This window comes from Brachybacterium sp. AOP3-A1-3 (genome assembly GCF_052378285.1).
In the GTDB taxonomy this organism is placed as follows: Bacteria; Actinomycetota; Actinomycetes; order Actinomycetales; family Dermabacteraceae; genus Brachybacterium.
Genome location: NZ_JBQSXM010000014.1, coordinates 55897 through 75286 on the forward strand (window position 1 = coordinate 55897; position 19390 = coordinate 75286).

The following is a 19390-nucleotide window of genomic DNA, read 5'->3' on the forward strand; positions in this document are numbered from 1 at the left end:
GGCAGGATCGACCCGTGACCCTCGACGCCGCCCTCACGCACCCCGACCCGCGCAAGACCGCGATCGCCGCTGCCTTCGCGGCCCGTCGGGAGGACGTGCTCACCGTCGCGCGGGCGATCCACGCCGACCCCGAGACCGCCTTCACCGAGCAGCATGCCCATGACCGCTGCGCGGACCTGCTGGAGGGCGCCGGGTTCACGGTCGAGCGCGGCGTGGCCGAGCTGCCCACCGCCTTCCGCGCCACCCTCGGCGCCGGCTCCCTCGTCGCAGCGCTGTGCGTGGAATACGACGCCCTGCCGGAGATCGGCCACGGCTGCGGGCACAACCTCATCGCCGGCGCCTCCCTCGGTGCCGCCCTCGCCCTGGCCGACGTCGTCGACCAGCTGGACGTGACGCTGCTGGTCATCGGCACACCGGCCGAGGAGCATGGCGGCGGGAAGCAGCTGCTGATCGATCGCGGCGTGTTCGACGGAGTGCACCTCGCACTCATGTCCCACCCCACCCCGCACACGGACACCTATGACGTGCTGGGCTCGACGAGCCAGGCCGTCGGCCGCTGGCGCGCCACCTACACGGGCCGCGGGGCGCACGCCGCCGCGAACCCGACCGACGGGATCAACGCGAACGACGCCGCCGTGGTCGCCCAGGTCGCCGCCGGTCTGCTGCGCCAGCGGGTCAAGGACGGCCAGCGCCTGGCCCTGGTGCCCCAGCAGGGCGGGGTCACCAACATCGTGCCGGAGACCGCCGTGGTCGACTTCGAGTGCCGGGCGCTGACGATGCCCGAGTTCGAGCAGCTGCGCACCCAGCTCGTCGCCTGCTTCGAGGCCGGGGCCGTGGCCACCGGATGCACGCTGGAGATCGAGGCCTCCGAACCCCTCTACGAACCGCTCCAGCAGGACGAGGTGCTCGGCATCTCCTGGAACGAGGCGATGGCCGCCCTGGGTCGCCCGCTCGCCGGATCGCTCGGCGTCATGGCCGCCTCCACCGACATGGGCAACGTGTCCCAGCGGGTGCCGGGCCTGCACCCCTTCGTGGGCATCACCGGGGCGGGCGGCGCCCTGCACACCCGCGAGTTCGCCGCGCACGCCGCGAGCGAGGAGGGTTACCTCCTCCTGGATGACTGCGCGGTCGCGATGGCCTGGGTGATCCAGGACGTCGCCACCAGCCACACCCGACGCACGCTGGTGATCGAGCGGGCGGCCCAGCTCGCGGCGGAGCACCAGGGGCGTTCCGCCGTGCCCCGCAGTTCCGTGCCCCGCAGTTCCGGGCCCCGCAGTTCCGGGCCCCGCAGTTCCCTGCCCCGCGACTCCGAGCCGCTCAACGCCCCTCGCTGAGCCCCTCGAGGAACTCCAGCTGGCGGCGCCTGTGCTGCCACTGCCCGTGCTCATGCCCGTCGAACGGGTAGGTGCGCAGGGACTTCCCGGCACCGGCGTAGGCCTGGTAGGCGGCCAGCACTCCTGCCGGTGGGCACACCGGGTCCAGCATGCCGACCGCGAACAGGGCGGGGGCCTGCGCCCGGGAGGCGAAGTGCACGCCGTCGAAGAACGACAGCGTCCGCAGCACGGTCTCCTCGTCCCCGCGCCTGGTGCGCAGGTAGTCGCGGATCTGGGTGAACGGTCCGTCGGAGGCGGTCTCCACCGAGCGCGGGATGTCGCACAGCAGCGGCACCTCCACCAGGGCGCCGGAGATGTCCTCGCGCAGCGCCGCGGCGGCCAGGGCGGTCGCCCCTCCCTGGCTGCCGCCGGAGACGACGAGCGGTCCGGCCCCCGAGCCCTGCCGGGCACGCACGGCATCGACCGCGCACACGGCATCGGTGAACAGGCGGCGGTAGTAGTACGTCTCCGGCTGCTGGATCCCCGAGGTCATGCGGCCCACGATCTGCGGACCGCTGCCCACGGGGTCCGGGGTGTCGCCCGGCGAGGCGGGGCCGGTCTGCCCGCGGTTGTCCATCACGAACGTCGACCAGCCGGAGCTCGGCAGCAGCGTCCACTGCTCGGGGATCCCGCGGCCGGTGTTGTTCCCGAGGAACTGGACCACGGTCCCGCGCGAGCCGCCGTGCGCGGGGGCCAGCATCCACCCCTTCACGGGATGCCCGTCGAACCCGGAGAAGGTCACGTCCCAGACGTCGATGCTGCGCAACGGGGACTCCGTCGGCTCGAAGCGAGCGGCCTCGCGGCCCGAGTGCTCGGCGAGGGTGGTCCGCCAGAACTCGTCGAAGCCGTCGGGCCCGAAGCGGTCGGGCTCGGTGCCGTCGGACCCGGTATCGACCGGTCCGGTCCCGGCCGGGTGGCCCGGACGGCAGGGGCGTTCCGGGGGCTCGCGCGTCGGCTCGGTGGGTGTCGCCATCGCTCCACGATAGGACTGCACAGAATGTGCAACAAGGGTTGACGTAGTTGAACTCAAATGCAAAAGTTGTGCATCGTCCCAGGATCTCGACCCACGCACCGTCGCGTCGGAAGGTTGTCGCATGCTCCCCGCATCCGGACTCTCCCTGAGCCGCCGGCAGTTCGCCGGCGCGATGGGCGCCGCGGCCGGTGCTGCGGCCGTCACCGGCTGCTCCTCCTCCGCCTCGAAGGACATGGACACCCTCCAGGTCTGGGGAGGCATCCCCGCCGAGAGCGGCCCGCAGGCCGTGATCGATCGCTTCCAGGAGGAGCACCCGGGCACCCACGTCACCTACACGCGGTACGTCAACGACGATCGCGGGAACCTCAAGGTGAACACCGCCCTGCAGGGCGGCGTCGACATCGACGTCTTCTTCACCTACGGCGTCCCGAACCTCACCATGCGCACCAACTCCGGTCTGGCCGCGGACGTCGGCGATCTCGTGCGCGCCACTCCCGAGCTGGAGGCCTTCCTGGATACCGAGGACCCCAAGGCCCTCATCGACGGCGACGAGATCACCGCGCTCGCGACGACACGGATCCCGCAGATGGTGCTGTTCAACGAGGACCTCCGGGAGAGCGCAGGGATCGAGCTGCCCACGCAGTGGACCGTCGAGGAGTACCTCGAGGTCATCCGCGCGCTCGCCGACGACGGGAAGTACGGCACCTACGTGCTGCCGGACATCGCCCGCATCGAGCTCGGCCCCAACTACCGCTTCACGAAGGACGGGAACTCCAACTTCTCCCACCCCGCCTTCCTGGAGCACTTCGAGCTGGCCGCGGAGCTGATCCGCGATGGCGTGCTCTATCCCTGGTCACAGGCGCTGGCCCGACAGCTCGAGGCGTACCAGCAGAACAACTTCATCGCCCAGGACTTCGGGCTGTGGACCACGGCGCCCTACTCGCTGCGGTTCCTCACCGACCAGGAGAACTACCCCCACGACTTCAAGGTCGCCTGTGCGCCCGTGCCGACCCTGGACGGCAACGACTGGAACACCGGCGAGTACGGGGCCTTCCTCCAGATCAACTCCAAGAGCCCCAAGCAGGACCTGGCCTGGGAGTTCTGCAAGTTCTGGCTGCTGGAGAGCGCGCAGGACGTGGTCAAGGCGGGGTACATCTCCCTGCTGGGCGACGTCGGGGACGACGAGCTCCTGGACGGAATCCTCGGGGAGGGCGCGGAGGAGTTCTTCGACGTCGACTCGTTCCGTCGCACCCTGTTCGAGGACCAGCCGCGCATGCACCTGGACACCGAGCTGACCGCGTACACGGAGATCACGCAGAAGTACCAGCAGCAGCGCGACGTGTGCTGGCTCCTCGAGCGGACTCCGCAGAAGGCCATCGAGAACGTCGACAGCAACGCCCAGGCGCTCATCGACCGGTTCGAGGAGGACTGACATGGCGATCGTCGACACCAGGATCGAGACGGCCGACGGGCCCGCCGCCGCGGCAGACGGGCGACTTAGGCGGCCCACGGGCCGCGCGCCCTCGGAGCCGAAGGCATACGTCGGCTGGCTCTTCATCGCCCCGAACCTCCTGGGGGTGCTGGCCTTCACCTTCGTGCCCCTGATCTCGGTGGTGCTGCTCTCCTTCACCCGCTGGAACCTCGTCTCGGGCTTCGGGGGCATCGAGTTCGTCGGCCTGGACAACTTCCTCGCCGTGTTCCGGGACCCGACCTTCTGGCGCAGCCTCCTGACCACGATCGCGTACGCCGGGGTCGCCGTGCCGCTGACCCTCGTGGTCGGCCTCGCGCTCGCGCTCGCCCTGAACCGGGACATCCCGGCCCGGGGCCTGCTGCGTGCCGCCTTCTTCGTGCCGTACATCGTGAACATCGTGGCGATCGGCATGACCTGGCAGATGCTGCTGGACCCGGAGGCAGGCCTGGTGAACCAGGTGCTCGGGGTCTTCGGAGCGGAGAACCTGCCGCAGTGGTTCGCCTCGTCGAACTGGGCGCTGCCCGCGCTGATCCTGGTGACGATCTGGTCCCAGGCCGGCTACGCGAACCTCATCTACCTCTCGGCCCTGCAGGACGCTCCCACCCAGCTGTACGAGGCGGCCCGCATCGACGGGGCCGGGCGCTGGGCGTCTTTCCGGACGATCACGTGGCCGTCCCTGCTGCCCACCACAGTGTTCCTGCTGGTGACGCTGTTCGTGGGGATTTCGCAGACCTTCGGGATGATCGCCCTGATCACCAACGGCGGTCCGGGCGACTCCACGACCACGCTGTCGTTCTACATGTACCAGACCAGTTTCCAGTTCTACCGGTTCGGCTATGCCTCCGCCGTGGGCCTGGTGACCTTCATCGGCATCTTCGCCATCATGCTCCTGATGTGGCGAGCCCAGCGAGGAAGGGCGCTCCATGACTGACGCGACGACGACGGCGACCACGACGACGGCGAGCACGAGGACCACGACGGCCGGCGGCGGGCCTGGCCGGGGCACGGGCATGGCGCAGCGGCAGGCGCTGCGCACGCGCCGGGACCGCGTGCGCCGCTGGGCCTGGGGCATCCCGATGTGGATCCTCGCGCTGGTGTTCCTGCTGCCCTTCGCCTGGATGATCTCCACCTCGCTGAAGCCGGATCTGGAGGCCTTCAGGATCCCCATGCAGTGGATCCCGGACCAGCCGCGCTGGGAGAACTACACGGAGGTGCTGTTCGGGGAGAGCTCGATCCTCATCCCCTTCGGGAACTCGGTGTTCGTCGCGGCGCTGCGCGTGCTCGGCGAGCTGACCACCGCGACCCTGGCCGGGTACGCCTTCGCCAAGCTCCGCTTCCCCGGGCGCGGCAAGGTGTTCATCGCCTACCTCGCCACGTCTCTGATCCCGGCCCAGCTGCTGCTGGTGCCGCGCTTCGTGTACTTCGAGAAGCTCAGCCTGTACGACACCCTGTGGGCGCTGATCCTCCCGGGCATGTTCACGGTGCTGGGGACCTTCCTCATGCGTCAGTACTTCATCTCCCAGCCGGACGAGTTCGCGGAGGCCGCACGGCTCGACGGCGCGAACGAGTTCCAGATCTTTGTCCGGATCTACCTGCCCAATGCGATGTCGATGATCAGCGCCCTGGCGATCCTCACCTTCGTCTGGTCCTGGAACGACTACGAGACCCCGCTGGTCTTCCTCTCCACCCCCGAGAACTACACGCTCCCCATGGGGCTGACCAGCTTCACCGACGAGAACGGGGCGATGGCGGCCGGCCTGTCGATGGCGGCCTCGGTCATCTCGATCATCCCGATCCTGCTGGTGTTCCTGATCTTCCAGCGCCGGTTCGTGCGCGCCATGACCGAGAGCGCACTGAAGTAGGAGACGTGGCGACGGAGCAGCTCCGGGCCTGCCGCACCGAGCACACTGGGCAGGGCCCCGGTCACGCCCGCACCGGGCCCCGTCGTCGACTGGCCCGACGAACCGGCCCGATGACCTCCCGCCTCCCGCCTCCCGCGACTGCACAAGGACCCCCGCCCATGAGCACCACCCCTGACCCCGCCGCTTCCCCGTCGGCCCTGCGGCGACTCCGTGAGGAGCTGCCCCAGCTCAACCCCGGAAACCGTCGGATCGCCGAGGCGATCCTCGCCGACCCCCTCGCCGCCGGCGACTCCTCGATCACCGCGCTCGCGACGGCTGCGGAGACCTTCCCCGGCGCGATCTCCCGCTTCGCCCGCAAGCTCGGATACGCCGGCTTCCCGGCCCTGCGCGCGGCGATAGCCCTGGACAACGGGCGGGCGGCGCAGTCCGGGTGGGAGCGGGACATCGGCACGGCGATCACGCCCGCCGACTCCTCCGGGGATGTCCTGGACATCCTCGCCGGCACCGCGGCCCGCGCGCTCCGCGATGCCGCCGCCGTGATCGACCAGGCCCAGGTCGAACGCGCGGCCGACGCGATCACCGCGGCCGAGCGCGTCCACCTGCACGGCGAATGGGGCGACTCCATCGCCGTGCGCGAGCTCTACCTGCGCCTCCAGCGGATCGGCGTCGCCGTCTGGTGCCATGAGTCCGGGCCGCGCACCCTCGATCTCGTCTCCCGCACCTTCACCGAGCGGGACGTGGTCCTGGTGCTGAACCGCTCCGGGAAGGACGCCACGGCGCTCGAGCTGCTCCGGAGCGCCGAGCGCGCCGGGGCGACCACGATCGCGGTGCACGGCGTTCCCGGCTCCGCCCTCGAGCAGGCGGCCGACATCCCGCTCTTCACCGGCATCCGCAACGGCTCCGTGTGGACCCAGCACTTCGCCGGTCGCGCGAGCGACACCCTGCTGACCAGCATGCTCTGGCTGCTCGTCGCCCAGCGCCGCTCTGCCGACCCCACCATGCGCTTCGTGGACGACGGGACCCTGCAGTCGCACACCCCCGCCGCCCCCGACCTCGACAACAGCTGACGACCCCCACCACCCCACCTGCTGGAAGGAACCCCATGCTCACCGAATCCGTCACCACTGACATCGTCGTGGTGGGAGGAGGCCTCGCCGGAGTCTGCGCCGCGATCGGAGCCGCCCGGCAGGGCAGCCGGGTCGCCCTCATCCAGAACCGGCCCGTGCTCGGCGGCAACTCCTCGAGCGAGGTGCGGGTGTGGGTCTGCGGCGCCACGGCGCACGGCATCCACCTCTTCGCCCGCGAGACCGGGATCATGGGCGAGCTGTATGTCGAGAACCAGTTCCGCAACCCCGACGGCAACCCGTACTACTGGGATCTGCTGCTGCTGGAGAAGGTGCGCGCCGAACCCGGCATCGAGCTGTTCCTCAACACCGATGTCACCGAGGTCGAGGCCGACGGGCCCGAGGACGCCCGGGTGATCCGGTCCGTCACCGGATGGATGAGCGGCTCCGAACGACGGATCACCTTCACCGGGGGGAGCGTCATCGACTGCAGCGGCGACGGGCTGGTGGGGCATCTCGCCGGGGCGGAGGTCATGCGGGGGAGCGAGCCGCGGGAGCAGTTCGGCGAGTCCTGGGCCCCCGAGCAGGCGGGGGAGGACATGCTCGGCTCCACGATCCTCTTCTACACCAAGGACGTCGGACATCCGCAGAAGTTCGTCGCCCCGCCCTTCGCGATCGACATCGCCCAGACCGCGATCCCGCAGAACCGGGTGATCCGCCAGACGATGAGCGGATGTGACTTCTGGTGGATCGAATGGGGAGGCCACCTCGACGTCGTCCACGACAACGAGCGGATCCGCGACGAGCTGCAGGCCGTCTGCTACGGGCTGTGGGACCACATCAAGAACTCCGGGCAGTACGACGCGGACACGCTCAGCCTCGAGTGGGTGGGGGCCGTCCCCGGCAAGCGCGAGTACCGGCGGTTCGTCGGCGATCACGTCCTCACCCAGCACGACGTGCTCGGGCAGACGGAGTTCGAGGATCGGGTCGCCTTCGGCGGCTGGTCGATCGACCTCCACCCCGTGGGCGGGGTCTATGCGAGCGAGAAGGGATCGCGGCACTGGCACCCGGACGGGAATTACCACATCCCGGTGCGCGCGCTGTACTCGCGCAACGTCACGAACCTGTGGATGGCCGGGCGCGACATCAGTGCCAGCCACGTCGCTTTCGGCAGCACCCGGGTGATGGCCACCTGCGCCATCCTCGGCGAGGCCGCTGGGATCGCCGCCGCGGTCGCCGGCCGCCTCGGGGCGAGCCCCCGCGACCTCGCCGCCGACCACGTGCCCGAGCTGCACCGGGCGATGGTGCGGGCCGACGCCTCGCTGCTCGGCGTCCGTGACGACGACCCGGCGAACCTGGCGCTCGGCGCCGAGGTGAGCGCGTCCACCTCGAAGACGATGCTCGGTTCGACGCGGAGCACCGGGCGGATCACCCTGGACCACGATCTCGCCCTCGTGCTGCCGGTCGACCCGGAGCTCGGGGAGGTTGAGATCCTTCTCGACGCCGCCGAGGACACCGAGCTCCTCGTCGAGCTGCACAGCGTGGGCAGGCCGCAGAACTATCTGCCGGCCGCCCGCGAGCGCAGCGCCGTGGTCCCGGTCCGCCACGGACGGTCCTGGGCACGGGCGGATCTGAGCTGGGAGCCGGGCGAGGCCCAGAACACCGTTGTGGTCCTGCGGAGGAACCCGCTGCTCGAGGTCCATCAGGCCGAGCGGGTCGAGCCCGGCACCGTCACGATGCGGCACCGGGACCTGCCGCTGGACGAGGCGACCCCCGAGCAGTGGCGGTACTGGAAGGAGACCCTGCACGGGCACGGCATCTGCTTCCGCGCGACCTCTCCCACCCGCGCCTTCGCCCCCGAGCAGGCGATCGGCGGCTACGCACGGCCCTACGGCGGCCCGGCGATGTGGGTCTCGGACGACGCCGCCGAGGACCCGCAGCCCTGGCTGCGGCTGGACTGGGCGGACCCGCAGGAGATCACGACCGTCGACCTCGTGCTCGACGACGACGTCAACGAGGACCTCATCAACCTCCACCATCACCGCACCCCGGACGACACGATGCGGTCCCTGGTGCACACCGCCCGTGTCGAGGCGCTCGTGGACGGGCAGTGGCAGGAGATCGCCCGGATGGAGGAGAACCGCGAACGCCACCGCTCCTTCCCGCTCGCCCGCCCGGTGCGGACCGACTCCCTCCGCGTCGTGGTCGAGGAGATGAACGGGGCTCCGACGGCGCGCATCGTGTCGCTGCGGGTCTACGGGGACTGATGGCTGAGCGCCGAGCACTGGGCACTGGGCACTGAGCACTGGGCACTGAGCACTGAGCACTGAGCACTGAGCCCGGAGTCTGCGGGCGCCCATCACATTCTTATTGAAGTTTCATCTAGTTGGGCGCATGATGGTCGGGACGACATCGATCGGAAGGATCGCCCCATGAACTCCTCGCCCCTGACCACCCCCTCCGCGACGGCCGGCACGGTCGACGGGCGGCACTTCTCCTCCGACCTCGCCATGGATGCCGTGACGCTGCGCGTCGGCGACCTCGAGCTCATGAGCTCCTACTACGAGAGCGCCCTCGCCCTCACCCCGATCGAGGAGCAGTCCCGCGTGAACGGCGAGATCCATCGGGTCCTCGGTCGCGGCACCGTCCCCTTCGTGCGCCTCGTCGCCACGCCCGGGCTGCCGGGCGTCGATCCCCGCCAGGCAGGCCTCTTCCATACCGCCTTCCTCTTCGAGGACCAGGCCGCGCTCGCCGGCACCGTGCTGCGCGCCGCCCAGGATCCCCGCTCCCGCTTCGCGGGCTCCAGCGACCACCTCGTCTCCGAGGCCTTCTACTTCGCCGATCCCGAGGGCAACGGCATCGAGCTGTACTGGGACCGCCCCCGCGACCAGTGGACCTGGACCGATGGCCAGGTCGCGATGGACACCCTGCACCTCGACCCCGACGCCTACCTCCGCGAGCACCTGACCGACGAGGTCACCGCCGCCCCGAGCGTGCGCCCGGGCATCGTGGGCCACGTGCACCTCCAGGTCGGCGACGTCGACACGGCCCGGGCGTTCTACGTCGACACCCTCGGCTTCGAGACCACCGTGGGCTCCCACCCCGGCGCCCTGTTCGCCGCGGCCGGCGGCTATCACCACCACGTCGCGATGAACACCTGGAACAGCCGCGGGGCCGGTCCACGTGCCACCTCGCTCGGCCTGGCCGACGTGGCGATCACCGTGCCCGGCCGCGAGGACCTCGACGCCCTGACCGCTCGCCTGTCCGGCGCCAAGCTCCCCTTCGCGGACGACGGCCGCTCCGTGAACGTGCGCGACCCGTGGGGCACCCCCGTCACCGTGAGCCTGCCCGGGACCAGCACCGAGGAGCTGCTGGCCCGCTGAACCGCTGAACCGCTGACCTGTCGGTGGCGGGCAGGTCAGCGGGAATCCGCCGACCGGGGGCCGATCAGTCCGTGCGGGGTCCGGTCAGTCGCAGGTGCCGTCCGCAGCGCACGCGGTGCCACTCTCGAATTCTCCGCCGAGCAGCGAGGACAGCGAGGCCAGGGGGGCCGGGCGCTCCGAGGCGGTCGTGCCAGCCTCATCGGCTCGCGTGCCTGCCGCGTCGGCCTGCGGGCCTGCGGTGGTGGGCCGCTGATCTGCGCTGGTCATGACTGCGCCCGCTCGGACCGGGTCTCCTCGGCGATCTGCCGCAGCGCCTGGCGGAAGGCATCCAGCGGCAGAGCGCCCGGAGCGGTGTAGGTGTCGTTGAACAGGAAGAACGGGACGCCGCGGGCGCCCATCTGCACGGCCTCGCGCACATCGGCCTCGACCTCGGCCTCGTGGGTCTCGCCGGCGAAGGCGGCCCGCGCCGCATCCTCGGGCAGGCCGGCCTCGACCGCGCGCGCCACGACGGTCTCCGCGTCGAAGGGGTTCGAGGCGCCGGTGAAGTAACCGCGTTGGAGGTCCATGAAGTAGCCCGTCGCCGCATCGATGCCGCTGACCTCACGAATCGCCTGCAGCACACGATGCACACCGCGGGTATTGGCCATCGGCCGACCGATCACGTACTCACGGCCCAGCTCCTGCGCCATCCCCTGGATCTGCGCCTCCATCTCGCGCACGCTCTCCTCGGGCATGCCCTTGGCGGCGACCAGGTGGGCGATGTTGTCGCGCACGGCGTCGGTGGGGGAGGTGGGGTCCAGCTCGAAGGAGTGGGCGCGCACATGCACCTGGCCCTCGAGGCCCTCGGCGGCGATCGCGTCGTGCAGGCGGGACTCGCCGATGTAGCACCAGGGACAGACCACGTCGGTCCACACATCGACGGTGATCAGCGGCTCGGTGGCGCCCGTCGGGGTGCTCGGGCTGGTGGTGCTCTCGGTCATCGTGCCCTCCAAGGCGAGGATGGGTGTGCGGCCGTCCCGCAGCACCCCTAGATGCTTGAAAACGGTACTACGAGGGCGGTGTTCCGGCGAGGACCGGGATCACCTTTCGCCTCCGGCACAACGCGGACGCCGCGAGCGGAGTCGCGCTCCGGGATGCCCTTCGCCGAGACGGTGAGTGCTGAGAAGTTGCCCTCCTCGGCTGACCTCTGGGGTCGGTCACCGGTCACACTGGGGATGTCCCGACTGACGGTGCCACACTGGACGGTGCCCGTCGCCGCACGGCGAGCCCGCCCCGATGACGACCAGGATGCTCATGTCCCTGCTGTTCTCCCCTCTCGAGCCCACCGCGGCCACCCCCGCAGCTGCGGAGTCGGTCCTGCGACCCCTGGAGGTACGGCGCTGATGAGCTCGCGCAAGAAGCGGAATCAGACCACGGGCCGCGCGACCACGAGTCGGCCGACGAGCCCTGCTGCGGTGACGCCTGCTTTCCCCTCCACGCCCGCTCCGGCGGAGGCCGACGACGTGGCTCTCACGGACACCCCGCTCACTGCCGCCGAGGCCGAGGCCGAGGCCGAGGCCGAAGCTGATACCGGGTCCGTGACCGCGTCCGCGTCCGCGTCCGCGTCCGCGTCCGAGACCGAGACCGACGCCCTGGACGTCCCGGACGAGTCGGCAGGGAACGGGACCAGCTCAGAGGCCGGCACGTCCGAGCGGTCCCCGCGCCTGCCCTCGTGGTCGATGGCCGCGGAGACCGATGTGTGGTCCGCAACGGACCCGTCGGACGAGACGGACCTGTCGCACGAGACAGTCCCGTCGGACAAGATAGACCCCTCGGACGAGACAGTCCCGTCGGACAAGACAGACCCCTCGGACGAGACAGTCCCGTCGGACGAGACAGAGCTTCAGGACGAGCCTCTGGAGGCCCCGGCGGGCGACGCACCGGCGACGCCGGAGGCCGCGTGGCTGCAGGACGGCGCCGACGACATCGACGCCCAGGTCGCGACGGTGACTGAAGCGGATACGGCCGAGCGCGAGCAGTCCGGCGACCCCGCGCTCGCGCCCGACCGTGAACAGCCCGGCGCTCCCGACCCCCAGCCGGGCGACGAGTCGGGGCTGTTCGACCCGGAGTCGGGGAACCGCTGGACCGTCGTCGATGAATCCGCCGGAAGCGCCGAACGCGACGGCGATGAACCGGGGGAGCAGTCGGCCCAGTACGGCGGCGACTCGGCCGACGCCGACGCTGGCGACGCCTCTGACTCCGACGCCAACGCGGGCGCCGCACCTGACGCCCCTGATGCCCTTGACGCCTCTGACCCCAACTCCGCTCCGAGCGGCTCGGCCAGCGACGCTCTGCCGGCGTTCCCCGTTCCGGTGACGATGTCCCCCAAGGCCAAGAAGTTCGGCTGGTCGCGGGAGTCGCTCCTGACCGGCCAGCCGGCACCGAGTGCGGGCGACGCCCCCGACTCGCGCTCGCCGAGGACGGAGAAGGCCACGACGGAGAAGGCCAAGAACCTCTGGCGCAGCGTGCGGGGAGCGAAGGCCGGCAGTCCGACAGCCGAGAGAACCGGCTCTGCCGACGTCGAGGAGCACGACCGGACCACTGATTCCGCACACTCCGCCGGGCTCGCATCGCCCGACGCCTCCGGGACGTCCGCGAACTCCGCACCTCCGACCGGAACGCTCTCGTCCCCGCCCGGAACGCCGTCGTCGAAGAGCTCCTCACCGTCGACAGGTTCGGCGGCATCCACCGGGTACGCCGGATCGACGGCGGCCGCGACGTCCACCGCGACGTCCACCGCGACGACCGGCACGACCGGCACGACCGGCACGCCCGGCGTGACCAGTACGAGCGGCACGGCCGACGCCTCCTCCTCGCAGAGCACCCCCGAGGACGACGCACCCACCGGACGCTTCCATCACGTCCTCCAGGTGCTCAGCCCGTACCTGCGCACCCACCGCGCCGCTCTGCTCACCGGGGCGATCGCCCTGCTGCTGAGCGTGTGGCTGCTGGTCGCGCTGCCCTTCCCGCTGAAGTACGCGGTCGATGCGGCGGTGGCTTCCACCGGGGCCGATCTGCCGGCGCTGGCCGAGCTCACGGGCGACCCGGGCCGCCGCCTCGCGATCGGCGTCATCGTCTTCTCCGCACTGCTGGTCCTGCAGGTCGCGACCCGTTTCACGGCAGTCGCCGCGCTCGGCCGGGTCGGGGTCCGAACCGCCACCAGCTTGCGCTCGAGTCTCCTGTCCCACCTGCACCGGCTGACGCCGGGCGCCGAGGGGCGACCCTCCTCGGGGTCATCCGCCGCTCGTCAGGGCGAGGCCGACCAGGACGACGTCGTCCGGCCGCTGATCGAGGATGTCGCGGCCCTGCGCGACCTGCTCTCGCATTCCGGGCCGCGGGCCGCGGCGAGCATCCTGACCCTTCTGACTCTCCTGGTGGTGACGGTCATCGTCGCGCCACTCGGGGCGCTCGTGCTGCTCGCGACCGGGCTGCTGTACACCCTGGCGATCGGCCTCTCGATGCGCCGCAGCCGCTCCGCCGCGGCCACCGCCCGCTCCGAGAGCCGCATGCTCGCCGACACCGCCGATGAGCTCGTCGCCGCCACGGGCACCGTCCAGACCTACGGCCTGGAGACCCGTTCCTCGCGCGGGCTGACCGAGGCGGGTCTCCGCGCCGGCCGCGCCCTGACCCGGTCCCGACGGGTCGACTCCCTGCAGAATCTGCTCACGCAGCTCGTCGCCGGGATCGGCGTGGTCGGGACCCTGCTCCTGTGCGGATCGCGGGTCGCGGCCGATGCCATGACCCCCGGCGATCTCGTGCTGGTGCTGGTCGATGTGCTGATCCTGCTCATCGTGCTGCGCGACCTGCTGGAGAACGTCGGCTCCCTGCGGGGAGCCGCTGCCGCCGGTGATCGCATCGCCGACCTGCTCGAGCGCGAGGCCTCGATCGCCGAGCCCCAGCGCACTCAGCCCGTGGACCGGGTGGGCGGCGAGATCGTGTTCTCCGCCGTCAACACCGCTGTCAGCACCCCCGTCCCCACTGCCGCGGACACCGCGGCCGGGAGCGGCGGGAACCTGTTCGACATGGTCTCCCTCGTGGTCCCCAGCGGCCAGCACGTGGCCCTGCTGGACCGGGAGGGTCGGGAATCCGCCGCCCTGATCGCCTACCTGCTGCGCTTCGACCAGCCCGACACCGGCCGCGTGCTGCTGGACCGCTACGACACCCGCGCCGTCTCCCTGGGCGATCTGCGCCGCCAGCTCGCCGTCGTCCAGCGCGAGCCGGTGCTGTTCACCGACACCGTGCGGGAGAACATCCGCATCGGCCGCCCCGACGCCACCGACGACGAGGTGCGCGACGCGGCCCGCCGGGCCGGGATCGATGACGTGATCTCCCAGCTCAGCAATGGGTTCGACACCGTGCTGGTGCGCCGCGGCGATGTCCTCACCGACGGTCAGCGGCGCCGCGTCGCGATCGCCCGCGCCCTGCTCCGCGACGCCCCGATCGTGGTGCTCGATGCGGCCGACGCCGGACTGTCGGGCGCCGAGCGGCGTCCCGTCCTCGCGGCCCTGGCGGCGCTGGCCGAGGGACGCACGGCGATCGTGCGCAGCCGCGACCCCGAGACCGTCACCGCCATGGACCGCGTGCTGTGGTTCGAGGGTGGCGAGGTCCGCGAGGACGGGACGCCCGCGGTCCTGGCCTCTGACCCCGACAGCCGCCTCACGACCTGGCTGCGCGCCCAGGACGAGACCGTCAGCTGACCCTCGACCCTCGATCCCGCGCCACCGCGCGGCCACGTCCCTGACACGCCCGTGACATGTGGCCGCGCCACGCTGGAGCCACTGTCCGGGCCCCGCGGGGTTCGTCGGCCGTACCGGTGATCTCCCGGGGCAGCGCGAGAAAGCGGGTCCGCGATGAAGATCTCCGTCATCGGTGTGGGGTACCTCGGCGCCGTCCACGCCGCCAGCATGGCCGAGCTCGGGCACGAGGTGATCGGCCTGGACGTCGACACCGAACGCCTCGAGAGGCTCTCCGCCGGCGAACCGCCCTTCCATGAACCGGGGTTCCCCGAGCTCCTGCGCCGCGGCCTGGCCGCAGGCCGTCTGCGCTTCACCGCTGACGTCGCCGACCTCGCCGACGCCGACGTGCACTTCCTGGGGCTGGGCACTCCGCAGCGGGCCGACGGGTTCGGTGCGGACCTCACCGCTCTGGACGCCGCCGTCGACTCCCTAGCCGGCGTGCTCCCGGCCCGCGCCGGGGCGAGGACGCTCGTGGTCGGGAAGTCGACCGTGCCCACCGGCACCGCCCGCCGTCTCGCCGACCGGCTCGAACAGATCGACGGCGTGCACCTGCTGTGGAACCCCGAGTTCCTGCGCGAGGGCTTCGCGGTGCGCGACACCCTCGAGCCCGACCGGATCGTCTACGGCGTGCGCGACCCCGAGGCCGCCGGCCCGGAGATCGCGATGCTCGACGCGGTCTACGCGCAGATCCTCGGCGGCCCCGGCAGGTCCGACGGCCCAGGCAGGTCCGACAGGCTCGACGGCCCTGAGAACCCCGTCAGGCCCGACAACCCCGGCAGCCCCGGCGGCGGGGTGCCGCGCCTGGTCATGGGCTACGAGGCCGCCGAGCTGGTGAAGGTCTCCGCGAACGCCTTCCTGGCCACCAAGATCTCTTTCATCAACGCGATGGCCGAGCTGTGCGAGGCGACCGGCGCCGACGTCACCGACATCTCCCGCGCGCTCGGCATGGACGACCGCATCGGGAACAAGTTCCTGCGCGCCGGCGCAGGGTTCGGCGGCGGCTGCCTGCCCAAGGACATCCGCGCCTTCATCGCCAGCGCCGAGGATCTCGGCGTGGGCCAGGCGCTGGGGTTCCTGCGCGAGGTCGACGCCATCAACCAGCGCCGACGGGTGCGGGTGGTGGACCTGGCCCGCGAGATGCTCGGGACCCTGCGCGGCCGACGCATCACCGTGCTCGGCGCGGCCTTCAAGCCCGACAGCGACGACGTGCGCGACTCCCCGGCCCTCGAGGTCGTCTCCCGCCTGATGGCCGCCGGGGCGCACGTCACGGTCACCGATCCCGAGGCGCTCGAGAACGCCCGCCGCCGGGTCGAGGGCCTGGCCGCCGTGCAGGACACGACCGAGGCGCTGCGGGGCGCCGAGCTGGTGCTCCTGCTCACGGAGTGGCGCGAGTACCGGGACCTGGACCCGGTCGCCGTCGCGCAGCTGGTCGCGAGGCCGCGCATCCTCGACGGCCGCACCGTGCTCACCCCGAGCGCATGGCGCGCAGCGGGGTGGGAGTTCCGGGCGCTGGGCCGCCCCGATGCCCCGACCACGCTGCCCGCGCAGGACCGGAGGGACCCCGTCGCGGATGCCCTGATCGACACCGCGGCACAGGCATAGGGGCGAGGCGGTCGGCTCAGAAGTCCCGAGCTGTCTCCGCCGGGTGCTGGACGTCGTCGTGGATGCGCGTGAGGTGCACGCGCCGGGTGAGGCGGATGAGTGGACGCACCAGCATCAGGGCGCTGCCGATGACGAAGAGGGTCGTGGCGAGCGTCATGGTCGCCTCGGAGAAGAACAGGAGGCTGCCGATGAGGAAGATGATCCCGATCAGGACGTCGTTGAGGATCGACAGCGTCTCGTAGCGCTGGCGGATGATCAGCTCGTCCCGGCCCAGGTGCAGCACGAGACGATCATCGGAGGGGTTCTGGTTCATCCCGCCCACTCTACGAACTGCCGGGTCCGCGAACCCCGCTTCCGCCGGTCGTGGGTCCGGGCAGGGCCGGGCAGGGCCGGGCAGGGCCGGGCAGGGCCGGGCGGGGCCGCGCGGGGACGGACGGGTCAGGCCGTCTCGGGCTCCGGGTCGTCGAAGAACGAGGTGCCCTCGTCCTCGCTCTCGTCGGACTCGTCGGAACCATCGGTACCATCGGATCCGTCTGACCCGTCTGACCCGTCTGACCCGTCTGACCCGTCTGACCCGTCGTGCCCGTCGGTCTGCAGTGCGCGGCGGCGCTGGACGATGGCCCCGAGCAGACCCAGGACCACGCCGACCGCGAGCCAGCCGCCCAGCCACAGCAGGTCACCGCGAGGATCGATCCAGCCGCCACCGATCGCGGCGCGGAAGGTGTCCACGGCGTGGGTCATCGGCAGGTACGGGTGGATGGCCTGGAAGAACGGCGGCAGGGTGGCGACCGGATAGGTGCCTCCCGCGCCGGAGATCTGCAGGGCGATCAGCACCAGTGCCACGAACTTCCCGACCGGGCCGAACAGCGCCCCGAAGCCATGGTTCAGGGCCACGAACACCAGGCTCGTGAACCCGGCGAGCCCGAACATCAGCGGCAGGTCCCCGACGGTGATCCCGACCCCCCAGCGCAGGGCGCTCACGGCGATGGCGGACTGCACCAGGCCCAGCAGGAACGCGGGCACCAGACCGCCGGCGAGCAGCCGGAGCGCGCCGACCCCGCGGGAGGCGGCCTCGGCGGAGAACGGCGGCATCATGAGGAAGATGGACATGCCGCCCACCCACAGGCTGATCGCCAGGAACAGCGGGGCCAGGCCCTCGCCGAATCGCGTCAGCTCGTGATCGCGCTCGAAGCTCATCTGCACGACGTCCGAGGCGGTCCCGGCGAGCTCGTCGCTCTCTTCGTCGGTGTACGAGGGCACATCGCCCTTCGCATCCTCGAGCCCGTCGCGGAGCTCGACGGAGCCGTCCGCGAGCTGACCCGCGCCGTCGTCCAGATCCACGGCGCCGTCGGCGAGATCGCCGGCCCCGTCGTCGACCTTCCCGGACCCGTCGGCGAGGGTCCCGGTGCCGTCCTCGAGGTCACCGGCCCCGGCGGCGAGCTTCTCGGCCCCGGACTGGGCGTCGGAGGTGCCGTCGGCCAGCTGGCCCGCTCCGTCGGCGAGGGCGGCGGATCCGCTCGCGAGGTCCTCGGCGCCGGTGCGGGCGGTGCCCACGCCGTCGGTGTACCGGCCCACGCCGGAGGCCAGGTCCTGCGCCCCGGAGTTCGCGGTGTCGGTGGCCTCGGCGAGCTGCGCGGCGCCCGAGGAGACGTCCTGCGCGCCGGAGTTGAGCAGGTGCACGTCGTCGGCGCCCTGCTGGAGGGTCGCGTAGGCGTCGGGCAGGGCGACGGCCGCGGCGCGTGCCTGGTCGGTGAGATCGGCGGCGAGGTCGCTCGCGGAGGATCCCTCGGGGGTGTCGGGCAAGCCCGTCCCGGCGTCCTCGCGCAGCGTGGCGAGCGTGGTGTTCAGCGTGGAGGCGTCCTCGGCGAGCGTCCCGGTGGTGTCGGAGAGCTGGGAGGCGTCCTCGGCGAGGGTGCTCGTGGTCGTGGAGAGGTCATCGGTGTAGGTGACGATGCGGTCGGCCGCATCGGTCATCCCGGTGGCGGTGTCCGCGACGTCGGTGGTCTGCTGCGCCGCGGTCCGGGCCGCATCGTCCGCGGTGCTCGCATCCGTCGCGGCCTGCGAGGCGTCGTCACGGGCGCTCTGCGAGCCCTCCGAGACGCCGGCGAGCTCGTCGCAGAAGGCGGCGTCGGCCCCGGATTCCTCGCAGCGGGCCGCGAGGTCGTCGACCTTCCCGGTGTAGGTGTCGACCGTGTCCGAGGAGGTCGCGGCGCTGTCCGCCGCGGTCCCGGTGGCCGCCGCCGTGTCCTGCACGGAGGTGTCCAGGGCGGTGACGTCCTCCTGGATGGTGGAGGCGCCCTCCTGGAGCGTGCGGGCATCGGCGGCGCGATCGGCAGTGTTCTCGCTGAGGGTCTGCGCGTCCGTCGCCACGTCGGTGGCGGTGCCGTCCAGGGTGCTCGCTGCGTCGGAGAGGGTCCCCGCGGCGGTCGCAGGCTGCTCGAGCAGCCCGGAGATGTCCGCGGCCTGGGCCGCGCTCTCGAGGTCGTCGATGGCCGTGACCAGGTCGTCGCTGGTCTTCTGGACGCTCTCGGGGGTCACCCCGATCTCGTCGGCCCGCTGCTGGGCGGCGGCGATCGTGTCGTCGAGCTGCTGGGTGCCGTCGGCCACCTGGCCGGCGCCGCTGGCGAGGTCGGAGGCCCCGGTGGCGAGCTGGTCCGTGCCCGCTGCGAGGTCGGAGGCCCCGGTGCGCAGCGGGCGTCCCTTCTCGTCGAGCTCGACCAGGCCGGAGCTGAGCTGCTGTGCTCCGCTGGTGAGGGTCGCGGTCCCGTTCTGCAGGTCGACGGCGCCGTTGGCGAGGTCGCCCAGGCCCACGACCAGGTCGAGCGTGCCGTCGTGCAGGGTCGAGGCGCCGTCGGCGACCTTGCCCGCGCCGCTCGCGAGATCGGAG

At 71.7% G+C, this 19390-nt stretch carries 13 protein-coding genes; 9 read left to right on the forward strand and 4 right to left on the reverse strand.

Annotated elements, in window-relative coordinates; all coding sequences use genetic code 11:
* Positions 1–14: 14 nt before the first annotated feature.
* Positions 15–1334, forward strand: a complete 1320-nt coding sequence (locus ACT3T5_RS15425) for a M20 family metallopeptidase (RefSeq protein ID WP_444594816.1) — start codon at positions 15–17, stop codon at positions 1332–1334.
* On the opposite strand, the gene ACT3T5_RS15430 is transcribed toward ACT3T5_RS15425, so the two are convergent.
* Positions 1318–2346 (reverse strand): acetylxylan esterase, encoded by a 1029-nt coding sequence (locus ACT3T5_RS15430; protein WP_444594817.1) that lies wholly within the window; start codon positions 2344–2346, stop codon positions 1318–1320. The genes ACT3T5_RS15425 and ACT3T5_RS15430 overlap by 17 nt on opposite strands.
* Positions 2347–2467: 121 nt before the next feature.
* Here ACT3T5_RS15430 and ACT3T5_RS15435 point away from each other — a divergent pair, with 121 nt between their 5' ends.
* The 6 genes from ACT3T5_RS15435 (at position 2468) to ACT3T5_RS15460 (ending at position 10126) form a co-directional block, all read left to right on the forward strand.
* Positions 2468–3778, forward strand: coding sequence for an ABC transporter substrate-binding protein (locus ACT3T5_RS15435; RefSeq protein ID WP_444594818.1), 1311 nt, complete (start codon positions 2468–2470; stop codon positions 3776–3778).
* Position 3779: 1 nt separating this feature from the next.
* On the forward strand, positions 3780–4748 hold the full coding sequence (locus ACT3T5_RS15440) for a carbohydrate ABC transporter permease (RefSeq protein ID WP_444594819.1): 969 nt from the start codon (positions 3780–3782) through the stop codon (positions 4746–4748).
* Complete coding sequence (locus tag ACT3T5_RS15445; protein ID WP_444594820.1) at positions 4741–5679, forward strand: carbohydrate ABC transporter permease; 939 nt, start codon at positions 4741–4743, stop codon at positions 5677–5679. The genes ACT3T5_RS15440 and ACT3T5_RS15445 overlap by 8 nt, the downstream gene beginning before the upstream one ends.
* 158 nt (positions 5680–5837) lie before the next feature.
* Positions 5838–6746: a MurR/RpiR family transcriptional regulator gene (locus ACT3T5_RS15450; protein WP_444577315.1), complete on the forward strand. Its 909-nt coding sequence runs from the start codon at positions 5838–5840 to the stop codon at positions 6744–6746.
* A gap of 35 nt (positions 6747–6781) precedes the next feature.
* Positions 6782–9010 carry an FAD-dependent oxidoreductase gene (locus ACT3T5_RS15455; RefSeq protein ID WP_444594821.1) on the forward strand — a complete coding sequence of 743 codons (2229 nt, stop codon included), beginning with the start codon at positions 6782–6784 and terminating at the stop codon, positions 9008–9010.
* 165 nt (positions 9011–9175) lie between these two features.
* Positions 9176–10126, forward strand: a complete 951-nt coding sequence (locus ACT3T5_RS15460) for a VOC family protein (protein WP_444594822.1) — start codon at positions 9176–9178, stop codon at positions 10124–10126.
* Between the two features lie 263 nt (positions 10127–10389).
* On the opposite strand, the gene ACT3T5_RS15465 is transcribed toward ACT3T5_RS15460, so the two are convergent.
* Complete coding sequence (locus ACT3T5_RS15465) at positions 10390–11106, reverse strand: DsbA family oxidoreductase (RefSeq protein ID WP_444594823.1); 717 nt, start codon at positions 11104–11106, stop codon at positions 10390–10392.
* A 402-nt stretch (positions 11107–11508) separates the two neighbouring features.
* On the opposite strand from ACT3T5_RS15465, the gene ACT3T5_RS15470 reads away from it, so the two are divergent.
* Positions 11509–14862: an ABC transporter transmembrane domain-containing protein gene (locus tag ACT3T5_RS15470; RefSeq protein ID WP_444594824.1), complete on the forward strand. Its 3354-nt coding sequence runs from the start codon at positions 11509–11511 to the stop codon at positions 14860–14862.
* Between the two features lie 153 nt (positions 14863–15015).
* Entirely contained in the window at positions 15016–16503 is a 1488-nt protein-coding gene (locus ACT3T5_RS15475) for a UDP-glucose dehydrogenase family protein (protein ID WP_444577310.1), read from the forward strand.
* A 16-nt stretch (positions 16504–16519) separates the two neighbouring features.
* Here ACT3T5_RS15475 and ACT3T5_RS15480 read toward each other — a convergent pair whose 3' ends face one another.
* Together ACT3T5_RS15480 and ACT3T5_RS15485 are read right to left on the reverse strand one after the other, a co-directional pair.
* The gene (locus ACT3T5_RS15480; RefSeq protein WP_444577309.1) at positions 16520–16816 is read right to left on the reverse strand and encodes a YrhK family protein; all 297 of its coding nucleotides are present in this window, start codon (positions 16814–16816) and stop codon (positions 16520–16522) included.
* A gap of 125 nt (positions 16817–16941) precedes the next feature.
* Positions 16942–19390, reverse strand: a 2449-nt coding sequence (locus ACT3T5_RS15485) for a YhgE/Pip family protein (protein ID WP_444594825.1), incomplete at its 5' end; no start/stop codon positions are given.

Coding starts and splice junctions, on each gene's coding strand:
- ACT3T5_RS15460 (WP_444594822.1), top strand. CDS start 9,176: ATGAACTCCTCGCCCCTGACCACCCCCTCCGCGACGGCCGGCACGGTC.
- ACT3T5_RS15480 (WP_444577309.1), bottom strand. CDS start 16,816: ATGAACCAGAACCCCTCCGATGATCGTCTCGTGCTGCACCTGGGCCGG.
- ACT3T5_RS15440 (WP_444594819.1), top strand. CDS start 3,780: ATGGCGATCGTCGACACCAGGATCGAGACGGCCGACGGGCCCGCCGCC.
- ACT3T5_RS15435 (WP_444594818.1), top strand. CDS start 2,468: ATGCTCCCCGCATCCGGACTCTCCCTGAGCCGCCGGCAGTTCGCCGGC.
- ACT3T5_RS15450 (WP_444577315.1), top strand. CDS start 5,838: ATGAGCACCACCCCTGACCCCGCCGCTTCCCCGTCGGCCCTGCGGCGA.
- ACT3T5_RS15470 (WP_444594824.1), top strand. CDS start 11,509: ATGAGCTCGCGCAAGAAGCGGAATCAGACCACGGGCCGCGCGACCACG.
- ACT3T5_RS15430 (WP_444594817.1), bottom strand. CDS start 2,346: ATGGCGACACCCACCGAGCCGACGCGCGAGCCCCCGGAACGCCCCTGC.
- ACT3T5_RS15465 (WP_444594823.1), bottom strand. CDS start 11,106: ATGACCGAGAGCACCACCAGCCCGAGCACCCCGACGGGCGCCACCGAG.
- ACT3T5_RS15475 (WP_444577310.1), top strand. CDS start 15,016: ATGAAGATCTCCGTCATCGGTGTGGGGTACCTCGGCGCCGTCCACGCC.
- ACT3T5_RS15445 (WP_444594820.1), top strand. CDS start 4,741: ATGACTGACGCGACGACGACGGCGACCACGACGACGGCGAGCACGAGG.
- ACT3T5_RS15455 (WP_444594821.1), top strand. CDS start 6,782: ATGCTCACCGAATCCGTCACCACTGACATCGTCGTGGTGGGAGGAGGC.